The organism is Brenneria roseae subsp. roseae (genome assembly GCF_003115845.1).
Classification (GTDB): Bacteria; Pseudomonadota; Gammaproteobacteria; order Enterobacterales; family Enterobacteriaceae; genus Brenneria; species Brenneria roseae.
In genome coordinates this window covers 219259-237024 of record NZ_KZ819029.1, presented here as the reverse complement: position 1 = coordinate 237024, position 17766 = coordinate 219259, and the positions used below count along the sequence as shown (strand labels likewise).

14 protein-coding genes and 6 tRNA genes are annotated in these 17766 nt (G+C 50.5%); 1 reads left to right on the top strand and 19 read right to left on the bottom strand.

All coding sequences use genetic code 11. The features are described from left to right. Positions 1–79: 79 nt before the first annotated feature. The 9 genes from DDT52_RS13025 to miaB form a co-directional block, all read right to left on the bottom strand. Entirely contained in the window at positions 80–805 is a 726-nt protein-coding gene (locus DDT52_RS13025) for an amino acid ABC transporter ATP-binding protein (protein WP_136156729.1), read from the bottom strand. After that, positions 805–1479, bottom strand: coding sequence for a glutamate/aspartate ABC transporter permease GltK (gene gltK / locus DDT52_RS13020; protein WP_109053040.1), 675 nt, complete (start codon positions 1477–1479; stop codon positions 805–807). Before gltK ends, DDT52_RS13025 begins: the two co-directional genes overlap by 1 nt. Before the next feature lie 3 nt (positions 1480–1482). Continuing rightward, on the bottom strand, positions 1483–2223 hold the full coding sequence (locus DDT52_RS13015) for an amino acid ABC transporter permease (protein WP_136156728.1): 741 nt from the start codon (positions 2221–2223) through the stop codon (positions 1483–1485). Between the two features lie 349 nt (positions 2224–2572). After that, a complete protein-coding gene (locus DDT52_RS13010; protein WP_136156727.1) occupies positions 2573–3469 on the bottom strand; it encodes an amino acid ABC transporter substrate-binding protein in 897 nt (298 codons plus the stop codon). A 525-nt stretch (positions 3470–3994) separates the two neighbouring features. Further along, positions 3995–5524 carry an apolipoprotein N-acyltransferase gene (gene lnt, locus DDT52_RS13005; RefSeq protein ID WP_136156726.1) on the bottom strand — a complete coding sequence of 510 codons (1530 nt, stop codon included), beginning with the start codon at positions 5522–5524 and terminating at the stop codon, positions 3995–3997. A gap of 7 nt (positions 5525–5531) precedes the next feature. Continuing rightward, entirely contained in the window at positions 5532–6410 is an 879-nt protein-coding gene (gene corC / locus DDT52_RS13000; protein WP_136156725.1) for a CNNM family magnesium/cobalt transport protein CorC, read from the bottom strand. Between the two features lie 105 nt (positions 6411–6515). Further along, the gene (gene ybeY / locus DDT52_RS12995; RefSeq protein WP_109053045.1) at positions 6516–6995 is read right to left on the bottom strand and encodes an rRNA maturation RNase YbeY; all 480 of its coding nucleotides are present in this window, start codon (positions 6993–6995) and stop codon (positions 6516–6518) included. Then, complete coding sequence (locus tag DDT52_RS12990) at positions 6992–8107, bottom strand: PhoH family protein (protein ID WP_210732710.1); 1116 nt, start codon at positions 8105–8107, stop codon at positions 6992–6994. Before DDT52_RS12990 ends, ybeY begins: the two co-directional genes overlap by 4 nt. Positions 8108–8289: 182 nt before the next feature. Then, positions 8290–9714: a tRNA (N6-isopentenyl adenosine(37)-C2)-methylthiotransferase MiaB gene (gene miaB / locus DDT52_RS12985; protein ID WP_109053707.1), complete on the bottom strand. Its 1425-nt coding sequence runs from the start codon at positions 9712–9714 to the stop codon at positions 8290–8292. 226 nt (positions 9715–9940) lie between these two features. Here miaB and ubiF point away from each other — a divergent pair, with 226 nt between their 5' ends. Beyond that, positions 9941–11107: a 3-demethoxyubiquinol 3-hydroxylase gene (gene ubiF / locus DDT52_RS12980; protein WP_136156723.1), complete on the top strand. Its 1167-nt coding sequence runs from the start codon at positions 9941–9943 to the stop codon at positions 11105–11107. 122 nt (positions 11108–11229) lie between these two features. Here the strand turns inward: ubiF and DDT52_RS12975 are convergent. The 10 genes from DDT52_RS12975 to nagB all read right to left on the bottom strand — a co-directional run bounded on the left by DDT52_RS12975 (position 11230) and on the right by nagB (position 17437). Beyond that, positions 11230–11304: transfer RNA gene (locus DDT52_RS12975), tRNA-Gln, on the bottom strand. A gap of 6 nt (positions 11305–11310) precedes the next feature. Continuing rightward, positions 11311–11387: transfer RNA gene (locus tag DDT52_RS12970), tRNA-Met, on the bottom strand. A 55-nt stretch (positions 11388–11442) separates the two neighbouring features. Continuing rightward, a tRNA-Gln gene (locus DDT52_RS12965) sits at positions 11443–11517 on the bottom strand. A gap of 53 nt (positions 11518–11570) precedes the next feature. Then, positions 11571–11645: transfer RNA gene (locus DDT52_RS12960), tRNA-Gln, on the bottom strand. 53 nt (positions 11646–11698) lie between these two features. Next, positions 11699–11783 (bottom strand) — tRNA-Leu (locus tag DDT52_RS12955). A 6-nt stretch (positions 11784–11789) separates the two neighbouring features. After that, a tRNA-Met gene (locus tag DDT52_RS12950) sits at positions 11790–11866 on the bottom strand. Between the two features lie 218 nt (positions 11867–12084). After that, positions 12085–13752, bottom strand: a complete 1668-nt coding sequence (gene asnB / locus DDT52_RS12945; RefSeq protein WP_136156722.1) for an asparagine synthase B — start codon at positions 13750–13752, stop codon at positions 12085–12087. A 302-nt stretch (positions 13753–14054) separates the two neighbouring features. Beyond that, positions 14055–15278: a DNA-binding transcriptional regulator NagC gene (gene nagC / locus DDT52_RS12940; protein WP_136156721.1), complete on the bottom strand. Its 1224-nt coding sequence runs from the start codon at positions 15276–15278 to the stop codon at positions 14055–14057. Positions 15279–15298: 20 nt separating this feature from the next. Continuing rightward, positions 15299–16456 (bottom strand): N-acetylglucosamine-6-phosphate deacetylase, encoded by a 1158-nt coding sequence (gene nagA, locus DDT52_RS12935; protein WP_136156741.1) that lies wholly within the window; start codon positions 16454–16456, stop codon positions 15299–15301. A 180-nt stretch (positions 16457–16636) separates the two neighbouring features. Further along, complete coding sequence (gene nagB / locus DDT52_RS12930; protein WP_136156720.1) at positions 16637–17437, bottom strand: glucosamine-6-phosphate deaminase; 801 nt, start codon at positions 17435–17437, stop codon at positions 16637–16639. Between the last annotated feature and the right edge of the window lie 329 nt (positions 17438–17766).

Below are 17766 nucleotides of genomic sequence, written 5' to 3'. Positions count from 1 at the left end.
CAAGAACCCCACGGAAAATGTGGGGTTCGTCAGCAATCTGAAGAAAGCGCGCCGTAAGGCACGCTTTCTGTTCTCTATATCAATGCAGGATTTTTGCCAGAAAGTCTTTTGCGCGTTCAGACTTCGGATTATTGAAGAAGTCGTCTTTGGGGGTATCTTCAATAATTTTGCCTTCATCCATGAAGATGACCCGATGCGCTACCTTACGAGCAAAGCCCATTTCGTGCGTCACGACCATCATGGTCATCCCTTCCTGAGCCAGTTCAACCATAACATCCAGCACTTCATTGATCATTTCCGGATCGAGCGCGGAGGTCGGTTCGTCAAACAGCATGGCAACCGGGTCCATACACAGCGCACGCGCAATGGCGACACGCTGCTGCTGCCCACCGGAAAGTTGTCCCGGATACTTATTGGCATGTGCCGAGAGACCGACACGCTCCAGCAGTTTTTGGGCCTTGGCCTTTGACTCTTCGCGATTGCGCTTCAGCACTTTTACCTGTGCCAGCGTCAAATTATCGATAATGGAGAGGTGCGGGAACAGCTCAAAATGCTGGAACACCATTCCCACTTTGGAACGCAGCTGGGCCAGATTGGTTTTTTTGTTGTTAACAACGATACCGTTGACTTCAATTTCACCTTTCTGAATAGGTTCCAGACCATTAACGGTTTTGATCAAGGTTGACTTACCGGAACCGGAAGGCCCGCAGACGACCACTACCTCACCCTTTTTAACTTCTGTGGAGCAGTCGGTTAGCACCTGAAATTGACCATACCATTTAGAAATATTTTTCAGGAAAATCATCAAACCGTCCTTTTTTTCAGGTAACTGACCAGCATTGATGCAGAAATGCTGAAAATAAAATAAATGAAACCGGCAAACAGGATCATTTCAACTTGTGTACCGTCACGCTCGCCAATCGTGGAAGCGGTACGGAAGAAATCAGCGAGGCTGAGTACATAAACCAGCGACGTATCCTGAAACAATACAATACCCTGCGTCAGCAGCAATGGCACCATGGCGCGGAATGCCTGTGGCAGGATGACCAGTTTCATGGATTGCCAGTGAGTCATACCAAGAGCCAGTGCGGCGGATGACTGACCGCGTGACACGCTGAGTATGCCTGCGCGGATAATTTCAGAATAATATGCCGCTTCGAATAATGAAAAGGCTACCATAGCCGAGATCAGGCGAATATCGGTTTTCGGTGAAAGGCCAAGCACATTTTGTAATAAGCTAGGCACAACCAAATAAAACCACAGCAATACCATAACCAATGGCACGGAGCGGAACAGGTTCACGTATAGTTTGGCGAACCAGCTGACCGGTTTTATCGGCGACAGACGCATGACCGCCAGAATAGTGCCCCAGATAATCCCGAACACCACCGCGGTGATGGTTATTTTAAGTGTGATCACCATGCCCTGTAGCAGGTAAGGCAGGCTCGGCCCGATTGAGCTCCAGTCAAATTCATGCATTATTTATTTGCTCCCCATATTGCCCGGCAAACGGGTTTTCTGTTCAACCACCTGCATGATTAGCATGATGACGGCATTAATGCCGATGTAGGCCAGCGTTATGGCTGTGAACGATTCATAGGCATGGGCAGAATAATCCAGCAGTTTCCCTGCCTGTGCAGCCATATCGACCAGCCCGATAGTGGAGGCGATAGCCGAGTTTTTCACCAGATTCAGCATTTCGGATGTGAGCGGTGGAATGACAATACGGTAAGCGTTAGGCAGCAGGACATAGCGATAGGTTTGTGACAACGTCAGGCCCATCGCCAGTCCGGCAGCCTTCTGACCGCGTGGCAAAGACTGGATGCCCGCACGGATTTGTTCGCATACGCGGGCTGCGGTAAACAGGCCCAGACAAACCATGGATGACAGGAAAAACTGGATGTTGGGATCCAGTTCAGCTTTAAACCACATGCCTATCTTTTCAGGCAGAAGTTCAGGCACCACCAGATACCAGGTAAAGAACTGTACGATCAGCGGTACGTTACGGAATAACTCGACATAGCAGGCACCAATTCCCGCAATAAAACGATTGGGGACGGTACGTAAGATACCCAGAAGAGAACCCAGTAGAAATGCGATGATCCAGGCACAAATAGACAGTGTGACCGTGACTTGCAGGCCGGATAAAATCCACCCAAGGTAGGTGGTATTTCCGAATGGGGCGGCTTGCAGGAAGATACCCCAGTTCCAATCTATTGACATAACAAACTCCGGTAAAAAAAGGGTAGCGAGGCTACCCTGAAGATTGATGAGCGGCATATCCCCATCATCTTTCAGGTTGCAGCTGTGTTGGCTTTTCTTACGCCTCCAGTCACTTAATTATTTAAGTTTCCGGGGATTAATGAGAAACATCCTGTTTCTCACCGAAGGCCAGCCATTGGCTGGTCAAATTCGCTCCCGACGAATTTGTCCCGCGGTTGCCGCCCTGCTGCAACTCGAAATCTGTTGAGTATTAAACATGCGATGGGGAACGACCATCGCATATCCGTCTGTCCTGCCACGAATCAGCAATCATAGGGCAGAGAGAACTGCCCTTATTGTCATTATTAATTTAGTTTAAAGCCTTGTCATTCGGCGCGCTGAACAGCGCTTTCATTTCGTCAGAAAGTGAGAAGTTCAGATTGAGATTTCTAGGGGGAATGGGCTGTTTGAACCAGCGATCAAACCATTTTTCTGCTTCGCCGGAGGTCTGGACTTCGGCAATGGTGTCATCAACCAGTTTCTTGAACTGCGGATCGTCTTTACGCAACATACAGCCGTAGGCTTCTTCAGATTGTGCTGTGCCGACGATATCCCATTGATCGGCATCTTTCGCTTTCGCACGTTCACCTGCCAGCAGTGCATCATCCATCATGAAGGCGACAGCACGACTGCTTTCAAGAGTACGGAAAGAGTCGCCGTGGTCTTTAGCACTGATGATACGCATCTTCATCTGTTTTTCTTCATTCAGCTTGTTCAGCAGAATTTCAGATGTTGTACCCGAGGTTACCACCACGGTTTTACCCGCCAGATCCGGGAAGTCTTTGATACCGGAATTTTTCTTCGTTAACAGACGAGTACCGACCACAAAAATGGTGTTCGAGAATGCCGCTTGTTTTTGACGCTCGAGGTTGTTGGTGGTTGAACCACATTCCAGATCAAATGTGCCATTTTGCAACAGTGGAATACGGTTCTGGGAAGTAATCGGCAGCAGTTTCACCTGCAGGTCCGGCGCATCCAGTTTTTTCTTAACGGCTTCTACAATTTTGTCTGAGTAGTCCTGAGAGTAACCGACAACTTTCTGCTGATTATCATAGTAAGAAAAAGGAACCGATGATTCACGGTGGCCGATGACGATAACGCCATTATCTTTTACTTTTTTCAGAGTACCGGTCAGCTCCTCAGCTTGAGCAAGGCTGACTGTGGTGCCAAGCAGAAGCAGTGATAGTGCCAGTTTACGCATTTGCATGTTCTAACTCCTTTGCTGTCGTTATAGATCTAAAGCTATGGCGCTGTAATTGTCGATCTAAAGTTGTGTCGCTAACACGGATAACGTTTTGATACTTCTACGGCACAGAAGCCATGCACCGCTAAAGAGCGAAGTAACTACGTATACTGTTAAAAAATAGCTGATTGTAAATAGATTGAAATGGAAATGTTTGTTTTTTGCGAGACTCGCCGCACCAAATAACGGCATTAAACTCGAGTGGCACTATTTTGGTGCAGTTATTGCCCCAGATTTGTGCTTTTTCAGAGGCGAGCCTGCTAAAAAACGTTGAAACAACCCTTTACAAGATAGTAACAGGCAAATACCGTGCCAGATATGTTATTGACTCAATACACGCTGTCGGTTTTCTGTTCAATATTGCTACATCATCGCTACATCTGAATTCAGGGTTTTTCGGATGATGCTGCAATAAGCGTAGCGATAGGATGAGGTATCAGAGGGAGAAGGCATGCAGTTGCATGCCTTCATAGGGACAAACGAATGCAATCAGCGGCGGCGCAGGCTGAAAACAACAGCCGCAAAACCAGCAAGCAGGGTGATGATCCACAGCGGCCAGCCGCCGAAGCGGGCATAAGGCGTTAACCCACGTGATGGGACGATCTGAGTATCTAATACGGCGCGCGTAAATTGCGGCAGACTGGCGCTGATTTCGCCGTCAGGCGCAATGACCGCCGTAACACCATTATTGGTGCTGCGAACCAGAGGACGTCCCAACTCCAGCGCGCGCATCCGCGCCATCTGGAAGTGCTGCCATGGCCCGATGGAGTGGCCGAACCAGGCGTCGTTTGAGATGGTTAACAGCATGTCAGTATCTTCGCGGAAATTATCGCGTAGTTGCTGACCCAGAATAATTTCATAACAAATGGCCGCGTTAAGTTTAAAACCATTAACGTTCAACTGCGGCTGGATGTAGTTGCCGCGGCTGAATGAGGACATCGGTAAATCGAACAGCGGGGCCAGCGGGCGTAATAACGTTTCCAGCGGAACGAATTCACCAAATGGCACCAGATGATTCTTGTTATAGCGATTGCTGGTAGGGTAGTGATAGGGCAGTTTATCGCCTAGTACGATAATACTGTTGTAATAATCAAGCTCGCTGCCGTTACGGCGCATGTCCACAATCCCCGTGATAAGACTACTATTGTGGCTGCGCAACAGACTATCGACCTGAGCCAGATAAGCGCCCTGACGGCTTTCAACATCGGGGATCGCTGATTCCGGCCAGATGATAATCGGTGCTTTATCCATATAGGGCAGGCTGTTATTCAGATAAATATGCAGCGTATTCAGCAGCTGATCCGGGTTCCATTTGAGAGACTGGGGAATATCTCCTTGCACCAGCGCGACATTGACCGTGCGTTCAGGCAGCAGGTTAAACCATTGGATATTACGCAATGGCCACGGCAAGGCCAACAGGGCTAGCGCGATAACGGCGGGGGTGATTTTTCGCTGGCATAGCGCCAGAACGGCGAAGCCGCTGATGCTCATCAGCATAAAGGTAATGGCATCAACGCCAAGAATAGGCGCAATTCCCTTCAGCGGGCCATTAATCTGGCTATAGCCAAACTGTAGCCATGGAAACCCGCTGAGCACCCAGCCGCGCAGAAACTCGGTTAACTGCCATAATACCGGCGCGGCAAGAGCCAGTCGCCACCAGTTGGTTTTCGGCCACAGGCGGGCAATGATCGCGGAAAACAGCAGTGGATAGAGCGCCAGATAGGCCGATAGCAGCACGACAAGGGCAATATTGATCGGCCCCGGCATACCACCAAACTGAGAGATACTGACATATACCCAGTTGATGCCGCTGCCAAACAGGCCAAATCCCCAGGCAAATCCAATCCAGGCAGACTGGCGAACCGTGCGGTTCAGCGTCAGGGCTTGCAGCCCGATTAATGAAACCAGCGCAGCAGGCCAGAAATCAAAGGGAGAAAACGCCAGCGTACCAACGGCGCCAGACAAAAACGCCAGCGGGATACGAACCTGCTGACGTTGCAGTAAAGAAGCGTAAGCCATTGCTTATTTAGTCTTCCAATTGCGGTTGAGGGGCATCGTCAGGAATTCTGACGTGAACCTGAATAATACGTCGGCTATCGGCCATCGCAACTTTAAACAGGTAACCTTCGATGTCGATAGTTTCACCGCGAGCGGGCAAGTGTCCGAAGGACTGCATGATAAGGCCGCCAATGGTATCGACTTCCTCGTCGCTGAACTGAGTGCCAAAGACCTCGTTGAAGTCTTCAATATCGGTCAGTGCCCGCACCGTATAGGTGTGGCGGTTGAGTTGGCGAATATCGCGATCCTCTTCGTCGTCATATTCATCCTCAATTTCACCGACGATGAGTTCCAGAATATCTTCAATGGTGACGAGCCCGGAAACGCCGCCAAATTCGTCAATAACGATAGCCATGTGATAACGCAAAGAGCGAAACTCATTCAGCATCCGGTCAACACGTTTGCTCTCTGGCACGACAACGGCGGAGCGCAGCACTTTATCCATACTGAAAGGTTCGGAATCGCTGCGCATAAACGGCAGTAAATCCTTGGCCATCAGAATGCCTTCAATATGGTCTTTATCTTCACTGATTACCGGAAAACGAGAGTGGGCTGATTCGATAATAACATCAAGACACTCTTCCAGAGTCTGATCGCGCTTCAGCGTAATCATTTGAGAGCGGGGGATCATGATGTCACGAACTCGCTGTTCAGCGATATCCATCACGCCTTCAAGCATATCGCGGGTTTCTGGATCGATCAGCTCGTTTTGTTCGGAATCACGGATCAGCGTCAGCAGATCGTTACGATCTTTAGGCTCGCCGTGAAAAAGCTGATTGAGAATAAGGGAAAAGAAACCCTTTTTGGGACTGGGGCTATCGCTGTTTTGAGAATGGTCGTCGCTCATGGCGTTTTAATTAAAATCACTCATATTAATGGATAATAATCAGAAGGCCTGAGCACCGCGCAAGGCCTTCTGACGTATAAAATTATAAAACAACAGAATTTCTAATTATTCGGTTAGACCGTCTTTTTCTGCAAGATAGGGATCAGCATAACCCATATTCTGCATAATCTCCGTTTCCAGCGCTTCCATTTCTTCAGCTTCGCCGTCTTCGATATGGTCATACCCTAGCAGATGCAGGCTACCATGGACAACCATATGTGCCCAGTGCTCTTCCAGCGTCTTCTGCTGTTCGGCGGCTTCCTGTTCGACAACCTGACGGCAGATGATCAAATCCCCCAGCAGAGGCAATTCGATCTCCGGCGGCGCCTCAAAGGGAAATGAAAGTACGTTGGTCGGTTTGTCTTTACCCCGGTAGGTGTAATTCAGATTATGGCTCTCGGCTTCATCGACGATGCGGATAGTCACCTCTGACACTTCCTGAAACTGGGGCAACACGCCTTCCAGCCAGCGTTGAAAATCCCGCTCATCAGGTAAGCCCTGCGTCTGTTCGCTGGCGATTTGCAAATCGAGAATGACCTGACTCATTTATGCTCCTGCGCAGACGCGGCCTGCGCTTCACGTTTACGCTGTTCCGCCAGTTCATCTTTGCGTTTCTGCTCTGCGGTTTCCCAGGCTTCATAAGCATTGACAATGCGGGCGACAACCGGGTGCCGCACGACATCTTCGCTGTGGAAGAAGTTGAAGCTGATCTCTTCGACATCCGACAGGACTTCGATGGCATGACGCAAACCGGATTTCTGGTTGCGTGGTAAATCGATCTGCGTAACGTCGCCGGTGATCACCGCTTTTGAATTAAAACCGATACGGGTCAGAAACATTTTCATCTGTTCGATGCTGGTATTCTGGCCTTCATCAAGAATGATAAAGGCGTCATTCAGGGTACGACCGCGCATATAGGCCAGCGGTGCGACTTCGATGACGTTGCGCTCAATCAATTTCTCGACGCGCTCGAAACCCAGCATTTCAAACAAAGCGTCGTATAACGGACGCAGATAAGGGTCAACTTTCTGGCTCAGATCGCCGGGCAGAAAACCCAGCTTTTCACCGGCTTCAACCGCGGGACGCGTCAGCAAAATACGGCGGATTTCCTGGCGTTCCAGCGCATCAACAGCGGCGGCGACGGCCAGATAGGTTTTCCCGGTCCCAGCCGGGCCGATGCCGAAGGTAATATCATGATCGAGCACATTGGCAATGTATTGAGCCTGATTCGGCGTGCGTGGCTTGATAACGCCGCGTTTAGTCCGAATATTGATGGCTTTGCCGTAATCGGGGATGCTTTCATCTGATTGTTCCAGCACGCGTGATTCTTTGATAGCCAGATGAATTTGCTCTGGTTCGATATCACCGATGGTGCCGCGAACAGGCGCGGTATCGACATACAGACGCTGAAGAATGTCGGCGGCGGCCTGAATACACAGATCTTTGCCTACCAGTTTGAATTTATTGTCCCGACGGTTAATTTCGATACCCAAACGACGCTCAAGCTGCTTGATGTTGTCGTCAAACGGGCCGCAAAGGCTGAGCAAGCGTTGGTTATCTGCGGGTTCAAGGGCCATCTCTTTTGTCGTTACGTTCAAATTATTCCTCTTGGGGTTGTTGACCCGGCCTTTAGTCGGCTGGCTCAGGGGGGATATCATCAGATCGCACCATTTATGATACGTCATATCGGGGATTATTTATCGCGAATGCCCAACGGTGCAAGTCACAATCATGATATTGGGACGCGGTTTCGCAAAACCAAATGTAATTGTGATAATTGCCCGCCATAAAAATGGGTGGCAGCGCCACCCATGATGTTGATGACAGGAAGACGATGAAATTAAGGCTGGTAGATGCCGACACCAATTTCGTTTTCTTTACGGGTACGGGCGATAACCTGCGAAGGTGATTCGTGAACGCGTAAATCCATCTGATCCTCCGTGCGCACCACGATACCGCGCAGTGAGTTCGGGTAAACGTCTACGATTTCCACATCGACAAATTTACCAATCATATCCGGCGTTCCTTCGAAGTTGACGACGCGGTTGTTTTCGGTGCGTCCGGACAGCTCCATCACGCTTTTGCGAGACGTGCCTTCAACCAGAATACGCTGGACGGTGCCTTGCATACGGCGGCTATATTGCATCGCCTGCTGGCTGATGCGCTCCTGCAAAATATACAGACGCTGTTTTTTCTCTTCTTCCGGTACGTCATCTACCATGTCCGCCGCAGGCGTTCCCGGGCGGGCAGAGTAGATAAAGCTGTAGCTCATATCGAAGTTAACATCCGCAATCAGCTTCATGGTCTGCTCGAAATCAGCCTGCGTCTCGCCGGGGAAACCGACGATAAAATCGGAGCTGATCTGAATGCCGGGGCGGGCATTATGTAGTTTACGGATAATCGATTTGTATTCGAGCGCGGTATGGCGGCGTTTCATCATCGTCAGTACGCGGTCGGAACCGCTTTGTACTGGTAAATGAAGGAAACTCACCAGCTCGGGCGTGTCTTCATACACGCTGATAATGTCGTCGGTAAACTCTATCGGATGACTGGTGGTGAAACGAATGCGATCGATACCGTCAATGGTCGCAACCAGCCGCAGCAGTTCGGCAAAGGAACAGATATCACCGTTGTAGGTTGCGCCACGGTAGGCATTCACGTTTTGCCCAAGCAGGTTAACTTCACGCACACCCTGTTCCGCCAGCTGTGCAATTTCAAACAGGACGTCATCACAGGGGCGGCTGACTTCTTCGCCGCGCGTATAAGGGACGACACAGAACGTACAGTATTTATTGCAGCCTTCCATGATGGAAACGAATGCCGTCGGGCCTTCAGCTTTCGGCTCCGGCAGACGGTCAAATTTCTCGATTTCAGGGAAGCTGATATCCACGACCGGGCTACGGGTTCCCTGAACATGATTAATCATTTCCGGCAGTCGGTGTAACGTCTGCGGACCGAAAATCACATCAACATAGTGCGCACGTTCGCGGATATGCGCGCCTTCCTGTGAAGCCACGCAACCACCAACGCCAATAATCAGATTGGGATTGATATCTTTCAGCGCCTTCCAGCGGCCAAGTTGATGGAAGACCTTTTCCTGCGCTTTTTCACGGATTGAACAGGTGTTGAGCAACAGAACATCGGCCTCTTCCGCGACCTCGGTTAATTCATAACCGTGCGTACTTCCCAGTAAATCAGCCATCTTGGATGAATCGTACTCGTTCATCTGACAGCCCCAGGTTTTAATATGCAGTTTTTTTGTCATCGACTTGCCATTACTCAGTGCGGGTAAGAAAGATTCCCTTGATTCGGGCCGGGTATTGTAATCGTTCGCTGACGTTGTGACCAGTGCCTGAAAACGGTCGATTTTATAACGTATTCACTTTTATAAAATAACCGCTTTTCTGAAAAGTTAAGCCGAAATCCAGTACACTGTGGTTATCTATTTTCACCGATGTTAACGACGATAGCCAGAGAGGGATAAAACCAGTATGCATTATGATGCGATCGTTGTCGGGGGCGGAATGGTCGGTGCCGCCGCTGCATTGGGGCTGGCCCGGAATGGTTTTCAGGTTGCGGTTGTCGAGCAGCAGGCGCCAGTCTCTTTCGATATTGAAAGCCCCCCCGATCTCCGCGTTTCAGCGGTAGGCTATGCCTCTGTTGCGTTGCTGAAATCGCTCGGGGCCTGGCAACGAGTCGAGCGGATGCGTAGTGCGCCATATCGACGCCTTGAAACCTGGGAGTGGGAAAATGCACGCGTGGTGTTTGATGCGGCGGACATCCATTTACCGGAGTTGGGATTCATGGTGGAAAACCGGGTCTTGCAGCTGGCGCTTTGGGAATGTTTGGGGGAAGAGGCTCACTGCCAGCGCTATTGCCCTGCAACGCCTGAGCGTTTGCAACAAACCGAACAGGGCTGGAGCCTGCAACTCGGCGACGGGCAGACGCTGACCACGTCACTGGTGATCGGGGCCGATGGTGCAAATTCGCAGGTACGTCAGTGGGCTGGCATTGGCATCAGCGGTTGGCAATACCGTCAATCCTGCATGTTAATCAGTGTCGAAATGCCATATCCGCAACAGGATGTAACCTGGCAGCAGTTTACGCCTGCCGGGCCACGTGCGTTTCTGCCGCTGTTTGACCACTGGGGATCGCTGGTATGGTATGACAGTCCGAAGCGCATTCGACAACTCCAGGCAATGCCGTTGGCGCAGTTGGATAAAGAGATTGCGGCGATTTTTCCTGAGCGTCTGGGAGCGGTCAAATCACTGGCTACGGGTTCATTTCCGCTGGTTCGCCGGCATGCGCAAACCTATGTTAAGCCGGGATTGGCGCTGTTGGGCGATGCGGCGCACACCATCAATCCTCTGGCGGGACAGGGGGTGAATCTGGGCTATCGGGATGTGGAGACATTGCTGGATGTGTTGATCAGCGCCCGTGATGCCGGCGAAGCGTGGTATTCCGAACGGGTGTTGCGTCGTTACCAGCATCGTCGCAAGCCAGACAACCTGCTGATGCAAAGTGGCATGGATCTGTTTTACAACGCGTTCAGCAACTCGCTACCGCCGCTCAGTCTGGCTCGTAATCTGGCGCTGATGGTGGCCCAGCGTGCAGGAAAACTAAAACAACAAGCCCTGAAGTACGCCATTGGCGTTTAACACATCGCTGGTTTAAAACAGGTTTATTTAAAACATGGCTCTACGCCGCCGATATGGCGGCGTAATCGTATGATGATGGGATCTTCAGACATAAAAAAGCCCGCTAAGCGGGCTTCTCTATTTGGCTGGGGTACCAGGATTCGAACCTGGGAATGCCGGAATCAGAATCCGGTGCCTTACCGCTTGGCGATACCCCAAAAATGTGGTGGCTACGACGGGAATCGAACCTGTGACCCCAGCATTATGAGTGCTGTGCTCTAACCAGCTGAGCTACGTAGCCAAATGTTACTGCTATTCTTACTATACTTCAATAAAAATCTTTAACATCAATTAGATGGCTGGGGTACCTGGATTCGAACCAGGGAATGCTGGTATCAAAAACCAGTGCCTTACCGCTTGGCGATACCCCAACTGGGCAACAATACTTGTACAACGAATGCTTTCCAGTATCGCCGCTTAAATATGGCTGGGGTACCAGGATTCGAACCTGGGAATGCTGGTATCAAAAACCAGTGCCTTACCGCTTGGCGATACCCCAATAGATAAAACCATTATCAAGCTTCAAAAAGCTATTTCAAGCCGTGAAGGTTATGGTGCGGGAGGCGAGACTTGAACTCGCACACCTTGCGGCGCCAGAACCTAAATCTGGTGCGTCTACCAATTTCGCCACTCCCGCAAAAGATGGTGGCTACGACGGGAATCGAACCTGTGACCCCAGCATTATGAGTGCTGTGCTCTAACCAGCTGAGCTACGTAGCCATCTTTTCCGCGTCACCTTCATCGGCGTTGCGGGGCGCATTATGCGTAGTTGGCCTAATTGCGTCAACAAATTTTTTCCCGAAAAGCGCATACCTTGTACCGTTTGTCTGGGTTGTGAACAGTATGGTGAGAAAAGCGCCAAAAAGCTGGCTTTTCCGATAAATTAAATAGAAAAAACGGGTCATTGATGACCCGTTTCACAGAGCGAATAAACCAGATTATTGGTAGGCGGACTGGTGTACGCCAACGGCGCGGCCTGACGGATCATCCATCTTTTTGAAGGACTCATCCCACTCAATCGCCTTGGCGGAAGAGCACGCTACTGACGGGCCGCCAGGGACACATTCCGCGGCGCTTGGAACCGGGAACAGCTCTTCAAAGATCTCGCGGTACAGATAGCCTTCTTTAGAGTTCGGCGTGTTGTACGGGAAACGGAAGTGTGCGGTTTCCAGTTGCTGATCGGTAACCTGCTGCGCGGCAACTTCCTTCAGTGTGTCAATCCAGCTGTAACCCACGCCGTCGGAGAACTGCTCTTTTTGACGCCATGCCACGCTGGACGGCAGGTATGACTCAAAGCACTCGCGTACAATATGTTTTTCCATTTTACCGTTGCTGCCGCACATTTTGTCACGCGGGTTGATACGCATGGCCACGTCCAGGAATTTTTTATCCAGGAACGGTACGCGCGCTTCCACACCCCAGGCGGACATTGCCTTGTTGGCGCGGGCGCAGTCGTACTGGTGCAGCGCCAGCAATTTACGCACGGTTTCTTCGTGGAACTCTTTGGCGTTCGGTGCCTTGTGGAAATACAGGTAACCGCCGAACACTTCATCCGCACCTTCACCCGACAATACCATTTTAATGCCCATAGCTTTGATCTTGCGGGACATCAGGTACATCGGCGTTGAGGCGCGGATTGTGGTCACATCATAAGTTTCGATGTGATAGATCACGTCACGAATGGCATCCAGACCTTCTTGTACGGTGAAGTGGATTTCGTGGTGAACCGTGCCCAGATGTTCGGCAACTTCCTGAGCGGCCTTCAAGTCCGGGGAACCTTCCAGACCTACCGCGAAAGAGTGCAACTGCGGCCACCAGGCTTCGCTACGCTCATCGTCTTCTACACGGCGCGCGGCGTATTTTTTCGTAATGGCGGAGATAACGGAAGAGTCCAAACCGCCAGACAGCAACACACCGTAAGGAACATCAGACATCAGATGGCTTTTCACGGATTCTTCCAGCGCATCGCGCAGCGCGACGGCGTCGGTTTCGTTATCTTTTACGTTTTCGTAATCGAACCAGTCACGGCGATAGTATTCACGGATTTCTCCGTCCTTACTCCACAGATAGCTGCCTGCCGGGAATTCCTTAATCGTGCGGCATACCGGAACCAGCGCTTTCATTTCCGAGGCGACATAGAAGTTGCCGTGTTCGTCATAGCCCATGTACAGCGGGATGATGCCCAGGTGGTCACGGCCAATCAGGTAAGCGTCTTTTTCGCTGTCATACAGGGCGAAAGCGAACATACCACGCAGATCGTCCAGGAATTCAGGTCCTTTTTCCTGATACAGCGCCAGAATAACTTCACAGTCGGAGCCCGTCTGGAACGCGTAACGGTCACCGTATTGCTGACGCAATGCCTGATGGTTATAGATTTCACCGTTAACAGCCAAAACGTGGGTGCGCGCGGCGTTGTACAGCGGTTGAGCGCCGGTATTCACATCGACGATAGACAGACGTTCATGAGCCAGGATCGCTTTGTCGCTGGCATAAACGCCGGACCAGTCAGGTCCGCGGTGACGCATTAAACGTGATAATTCCAGCGCTTTTTTACGCAATTCAACAGGATCGGTTTTAATATCGAGCACACCGAAAATAGAACACATAAATCACTCCCTCAATTCACTTGTAGTGCCAAGCGAAGCCTTGTTTCAGATTAACCAGATGCGATTCACGGGGCGAGCAGGGCATTCCGTGTTTCCGCATTATGATTACAGATGCTGTGTCAGTACCAATGATTTAGCATCAAAACGCTACCATAATTCAATATTATCTAATGAAAAAAGCCATCTTGATGTTGTTTCAATAATTATTATCATCAATTGGTGATGGATCGGTAAATTAATTCAATAGAATCGCCGGATTTTTAGGGATTACATAATCCGGCATAAGGTGACAAACGCGATAATCAGTGATTTTCAAGCAGATGTTGCAGCAAAACGCCATTCAACATGGCTCGTTTTACCAACGCAAAGGCGCCGATTGCTGAGAGGTGGTTCAGGCTGGAAACTTCGATAGGCAGGTTGATACGGAAATCTTTCAATACCTGAGCATTGACGCAGCGCTGTATTGCCGGCAACAGGATTTTTTCGGCTTCCGTGATTTCGCCGGCAATCACCACTTTTTGCGGATTAAACAGGTTAATGGCAATGGAAACTGCTTTGCCCAGATATTGCCCGGCGTGCTCGATGACTTCTCTGGCCAGGGGGTCACCACGGTTGGCGGCTTTACAGATGGTTGTAATGGTGCAGTTGTCGGGCGTGATTTTGCTTGGATAACCCTGCTGCAATAAATGCTGTACCCGCTGCTCAATGGCGACATTGGCGACAACCGTTTCCAGACAGCCAAAATTACCGCAGTGACATCGTTCTCCCAGTGGGTCAATCTGGATGTGGCCGATCTCTCCGACGTTACTGTTATTGCCGAGAAAAATCTGTCCGTTGACCAGAATGCCGGCCCCGGTTCCACGATGGACGCGCACCAGAATGGAGTCCAATGAGTCATGTGTGACGCCGAAATAATGTTCCGCCAGCGCCAGGCTGCGAATATCATGTCCGACAAAACTGGTGACGTGGAAATGACGTTGCAGGTTTTCGACCAGCGGCCAGCTGTTGACGTTGATATGCGGCATGTAGCGGATAACGCCCACGTTCGGATCGACCAGTCCAGGCAGCACGACGGAAATGGCGATCAGCTCGCGGATACGGCGCTGGCGGCTATCGATAAAGTGGTCGATCGCTTTGAATAAAGCGCTTTCCAGCGTTTCCTGCGTTTTTTCCGGCAGCTTATAATGTTCTTCCTCCAGCGACTTTCCCTGCATGTCATACAGCGCAATGGTGGCGTCGTGGCGGCCAAGCCGAACGGCAATAGCATGAAAAGGCCGGGTCTCCGTGACAATAGAGATGGCGCGTCTGCCGCCAGTGGATGCCTGTTGCTCCACTTCTTTTATCAGCCCGCGTTCCAGAAGCTGACGAGTAATTTTCGTGACGCTGGCGGGGGCAAGCTGGCTTTGTTCTGCAATCTGTATCCGTGAGATGGGGCCATGCTGATCAATCAGGCGATACACGACCGCGCTGTTCAATTGCTTAACCAGATCAACGTTCCCTATCTGCGCTTGTCCGCCTGTGGTCATGAAAAAGTTACTCGCTGTAATCAGTGCTTTGTTGCCGCCAACACATCGTCACCGTTAACAAAGGTATTAAGAATATGGTAATCGCGGTTGAAGACCGTCAGGTTGGCAACTTTACCGCTCTCGATACTGCCTAACTGCTTGTCTACGCCGATGGCGCGAGCAGGGTAGAGCGTAGCCATGCGGATGGCTTCATCCAGCGCAATGCCGGCCTGTTCTACACTGTTGCGTACGGCTTCGATCATCGTGAGGGCAGAACCGCTCAGGGTGCCGTTATCATCCACACATAGCCCGTCGCGGTAGTATATGGTTTTACCAGCAAAACTGAACTGGTCAATATCCGAGCCTGCCGGTGCCGTAGCATCGGTGACCAGCACCAGTTTGTCACCTTTGATTCGTTTACTGTTACGAAGGTTTGCCCAGTTAACATGTAAACCATCGGCGATAATACCGCAATAGACTTCCGGCGCATCGTAGACGGCGCCGACCAGACCCGGTTCGCGACCGGTCAAATAAGGCATGGCGTTAAACAGATGCGTGGCAAAACGGATACCGGCGGCAAAACCTTGTTTAGCCTGCTCCCAGGTCGCGTTGGAATGCCCTGCTGAGACCACAATACCCGCTTCGATAAGTTGACGGATGACCGATGATTCGACTTTTTCAGGCGCCAGCGTGATTTTCGTGATGACATCTGAGTTTTGACACAGAAAATCAACCAGTCCTTTCTCCGGTTGGCGGATAAACGCGGGATTGTGCGTGCCTTTTTTAATAATATTCAACCAGGGGCCTTCGAGGTGTAAACCCAGAGCCTGATGACGGTTTTGTGCCAGATAGGCGCGCATGACGTCCACCGCATGTTTCATAAACGCATCGCTGGAGGTAATCAGCGTGGGTAAAAAGTTGGTGCAGCCCGATCGCTGATTGGCCTGCTGCATGATTTCCAGCGTTTTGACCGAAATGGATTCCAGCGAGTCATTAAACTGAACGCCGCCGCAGCCGTTGAGTTGCAGATCGATAAATCCGGGAGCGATCAATGCGCCGCCAAGGTCATGCTTTTTCAACTCGACGGGGAGCGTGTCAACGTGGCAGACACGCTCTATCAGACCATTAGAAATCACGACTGCATGATTATCAAGCACCTGGTGACCGGTAAAAATCCGGCCATTTGTTAAAGCGAACATCATCAACTCCCAGATTACCCCGCTATCTTCCAGGCTACAGGCGCGTTGGCTGGACAAATTCGTCCTTCGGTTACCGCGTTACGAGGCGCATGAATGAACCTCGCCCTAAAGGCCAACGCTTTGCGTTGTACAAAACGACAACGTTTTGTCCTGTATTCTGAAATCTATTGGGGATATAGATTAAAGATTTTTCATGTTTTCCGCTTCTAACTCACGGAAGTATTTAACCGTTTTTACCTTCAGCTCCATAGTGGACGATTCATCGCAAACCATGATTGCTTTAGCATGAAGCTGTAGACAGCTGATTGTCCACATGTGGTTTACGTTTCCTTCTACCGCTGCCTGCAAGGCCTGTGCCTTGTTGCGTCCGGTAACCAGAATCATCACTTCTTCGGCATCCAGCAGCGTACCCACACCAACGGTCAGCGCATATTTGGGCACCAGGCTCGCCTCACCGCCAAAGAAACGGGAGTTGGCGATACGCGTTTCTTCGGTCAAGGTTTTTATGCGCGTTCTGGAGGCTAAAGACGATGCGGGCTCATTGAAGGCAATGTGTCCATCGTTGCCCACGCCGCCCATAAACAGATGGATCTTGCCGTAGGATTTGATTTTTTCTTCGTAACGGAGACACTCCTCTTCGATGTTCTCTGCATTACCATTCAACAGGTTAATATTTTCCTGCGCAATATCAATGTGATTGAAAAAATTCTGGTACATGAAGGTACGGTAACTTTCAGGGTGGTCGCTGGGCAGGCCGACATACTCATCCATATTGAAAGTCACAACGTGTTTGAAACTCACCAAACCGGCTTGATGCATCGCAATCAGCGCCTTATAGGCTTCCAGTGGTGAACTGCCAGTAGGGAGCCCGAGAATAAAAGGTCGGCTGGCGCTGGGGTTAAAGTCGTTGATTCGCTGGACGATATAACGTGCGGCCCATTTGCCGACTCCCGCCGTGGTATTTAAGGGAATGAGTCTCATCAGTGCTCTCCTGGTTTACTCAATGGGTGATCCCGTCATCTTTCTTCAAGTGGCCGATATAGCGTCTTCTTGCGTTTTCCCGTTCCTCCGGCTATCCAGATTTCCGGGAACGGGTTCCATTGCCGCCTTACCGCACCTTGAGAACGATAGGGAATAAAATAAGTATTAGGCTAAATCGCGCCATTGGCGCGTTTCAATGCCGGGATTAAAACTGGGTATCAGTGTACCTTGTTTTTTTTTGTCTTGAAATAAGTTGGCGTTTTATTCAGGTATAAACTTTTTGTATGCGATTTTTTAGTGATTGTTATCACATAATGCTAGGGTTTAAT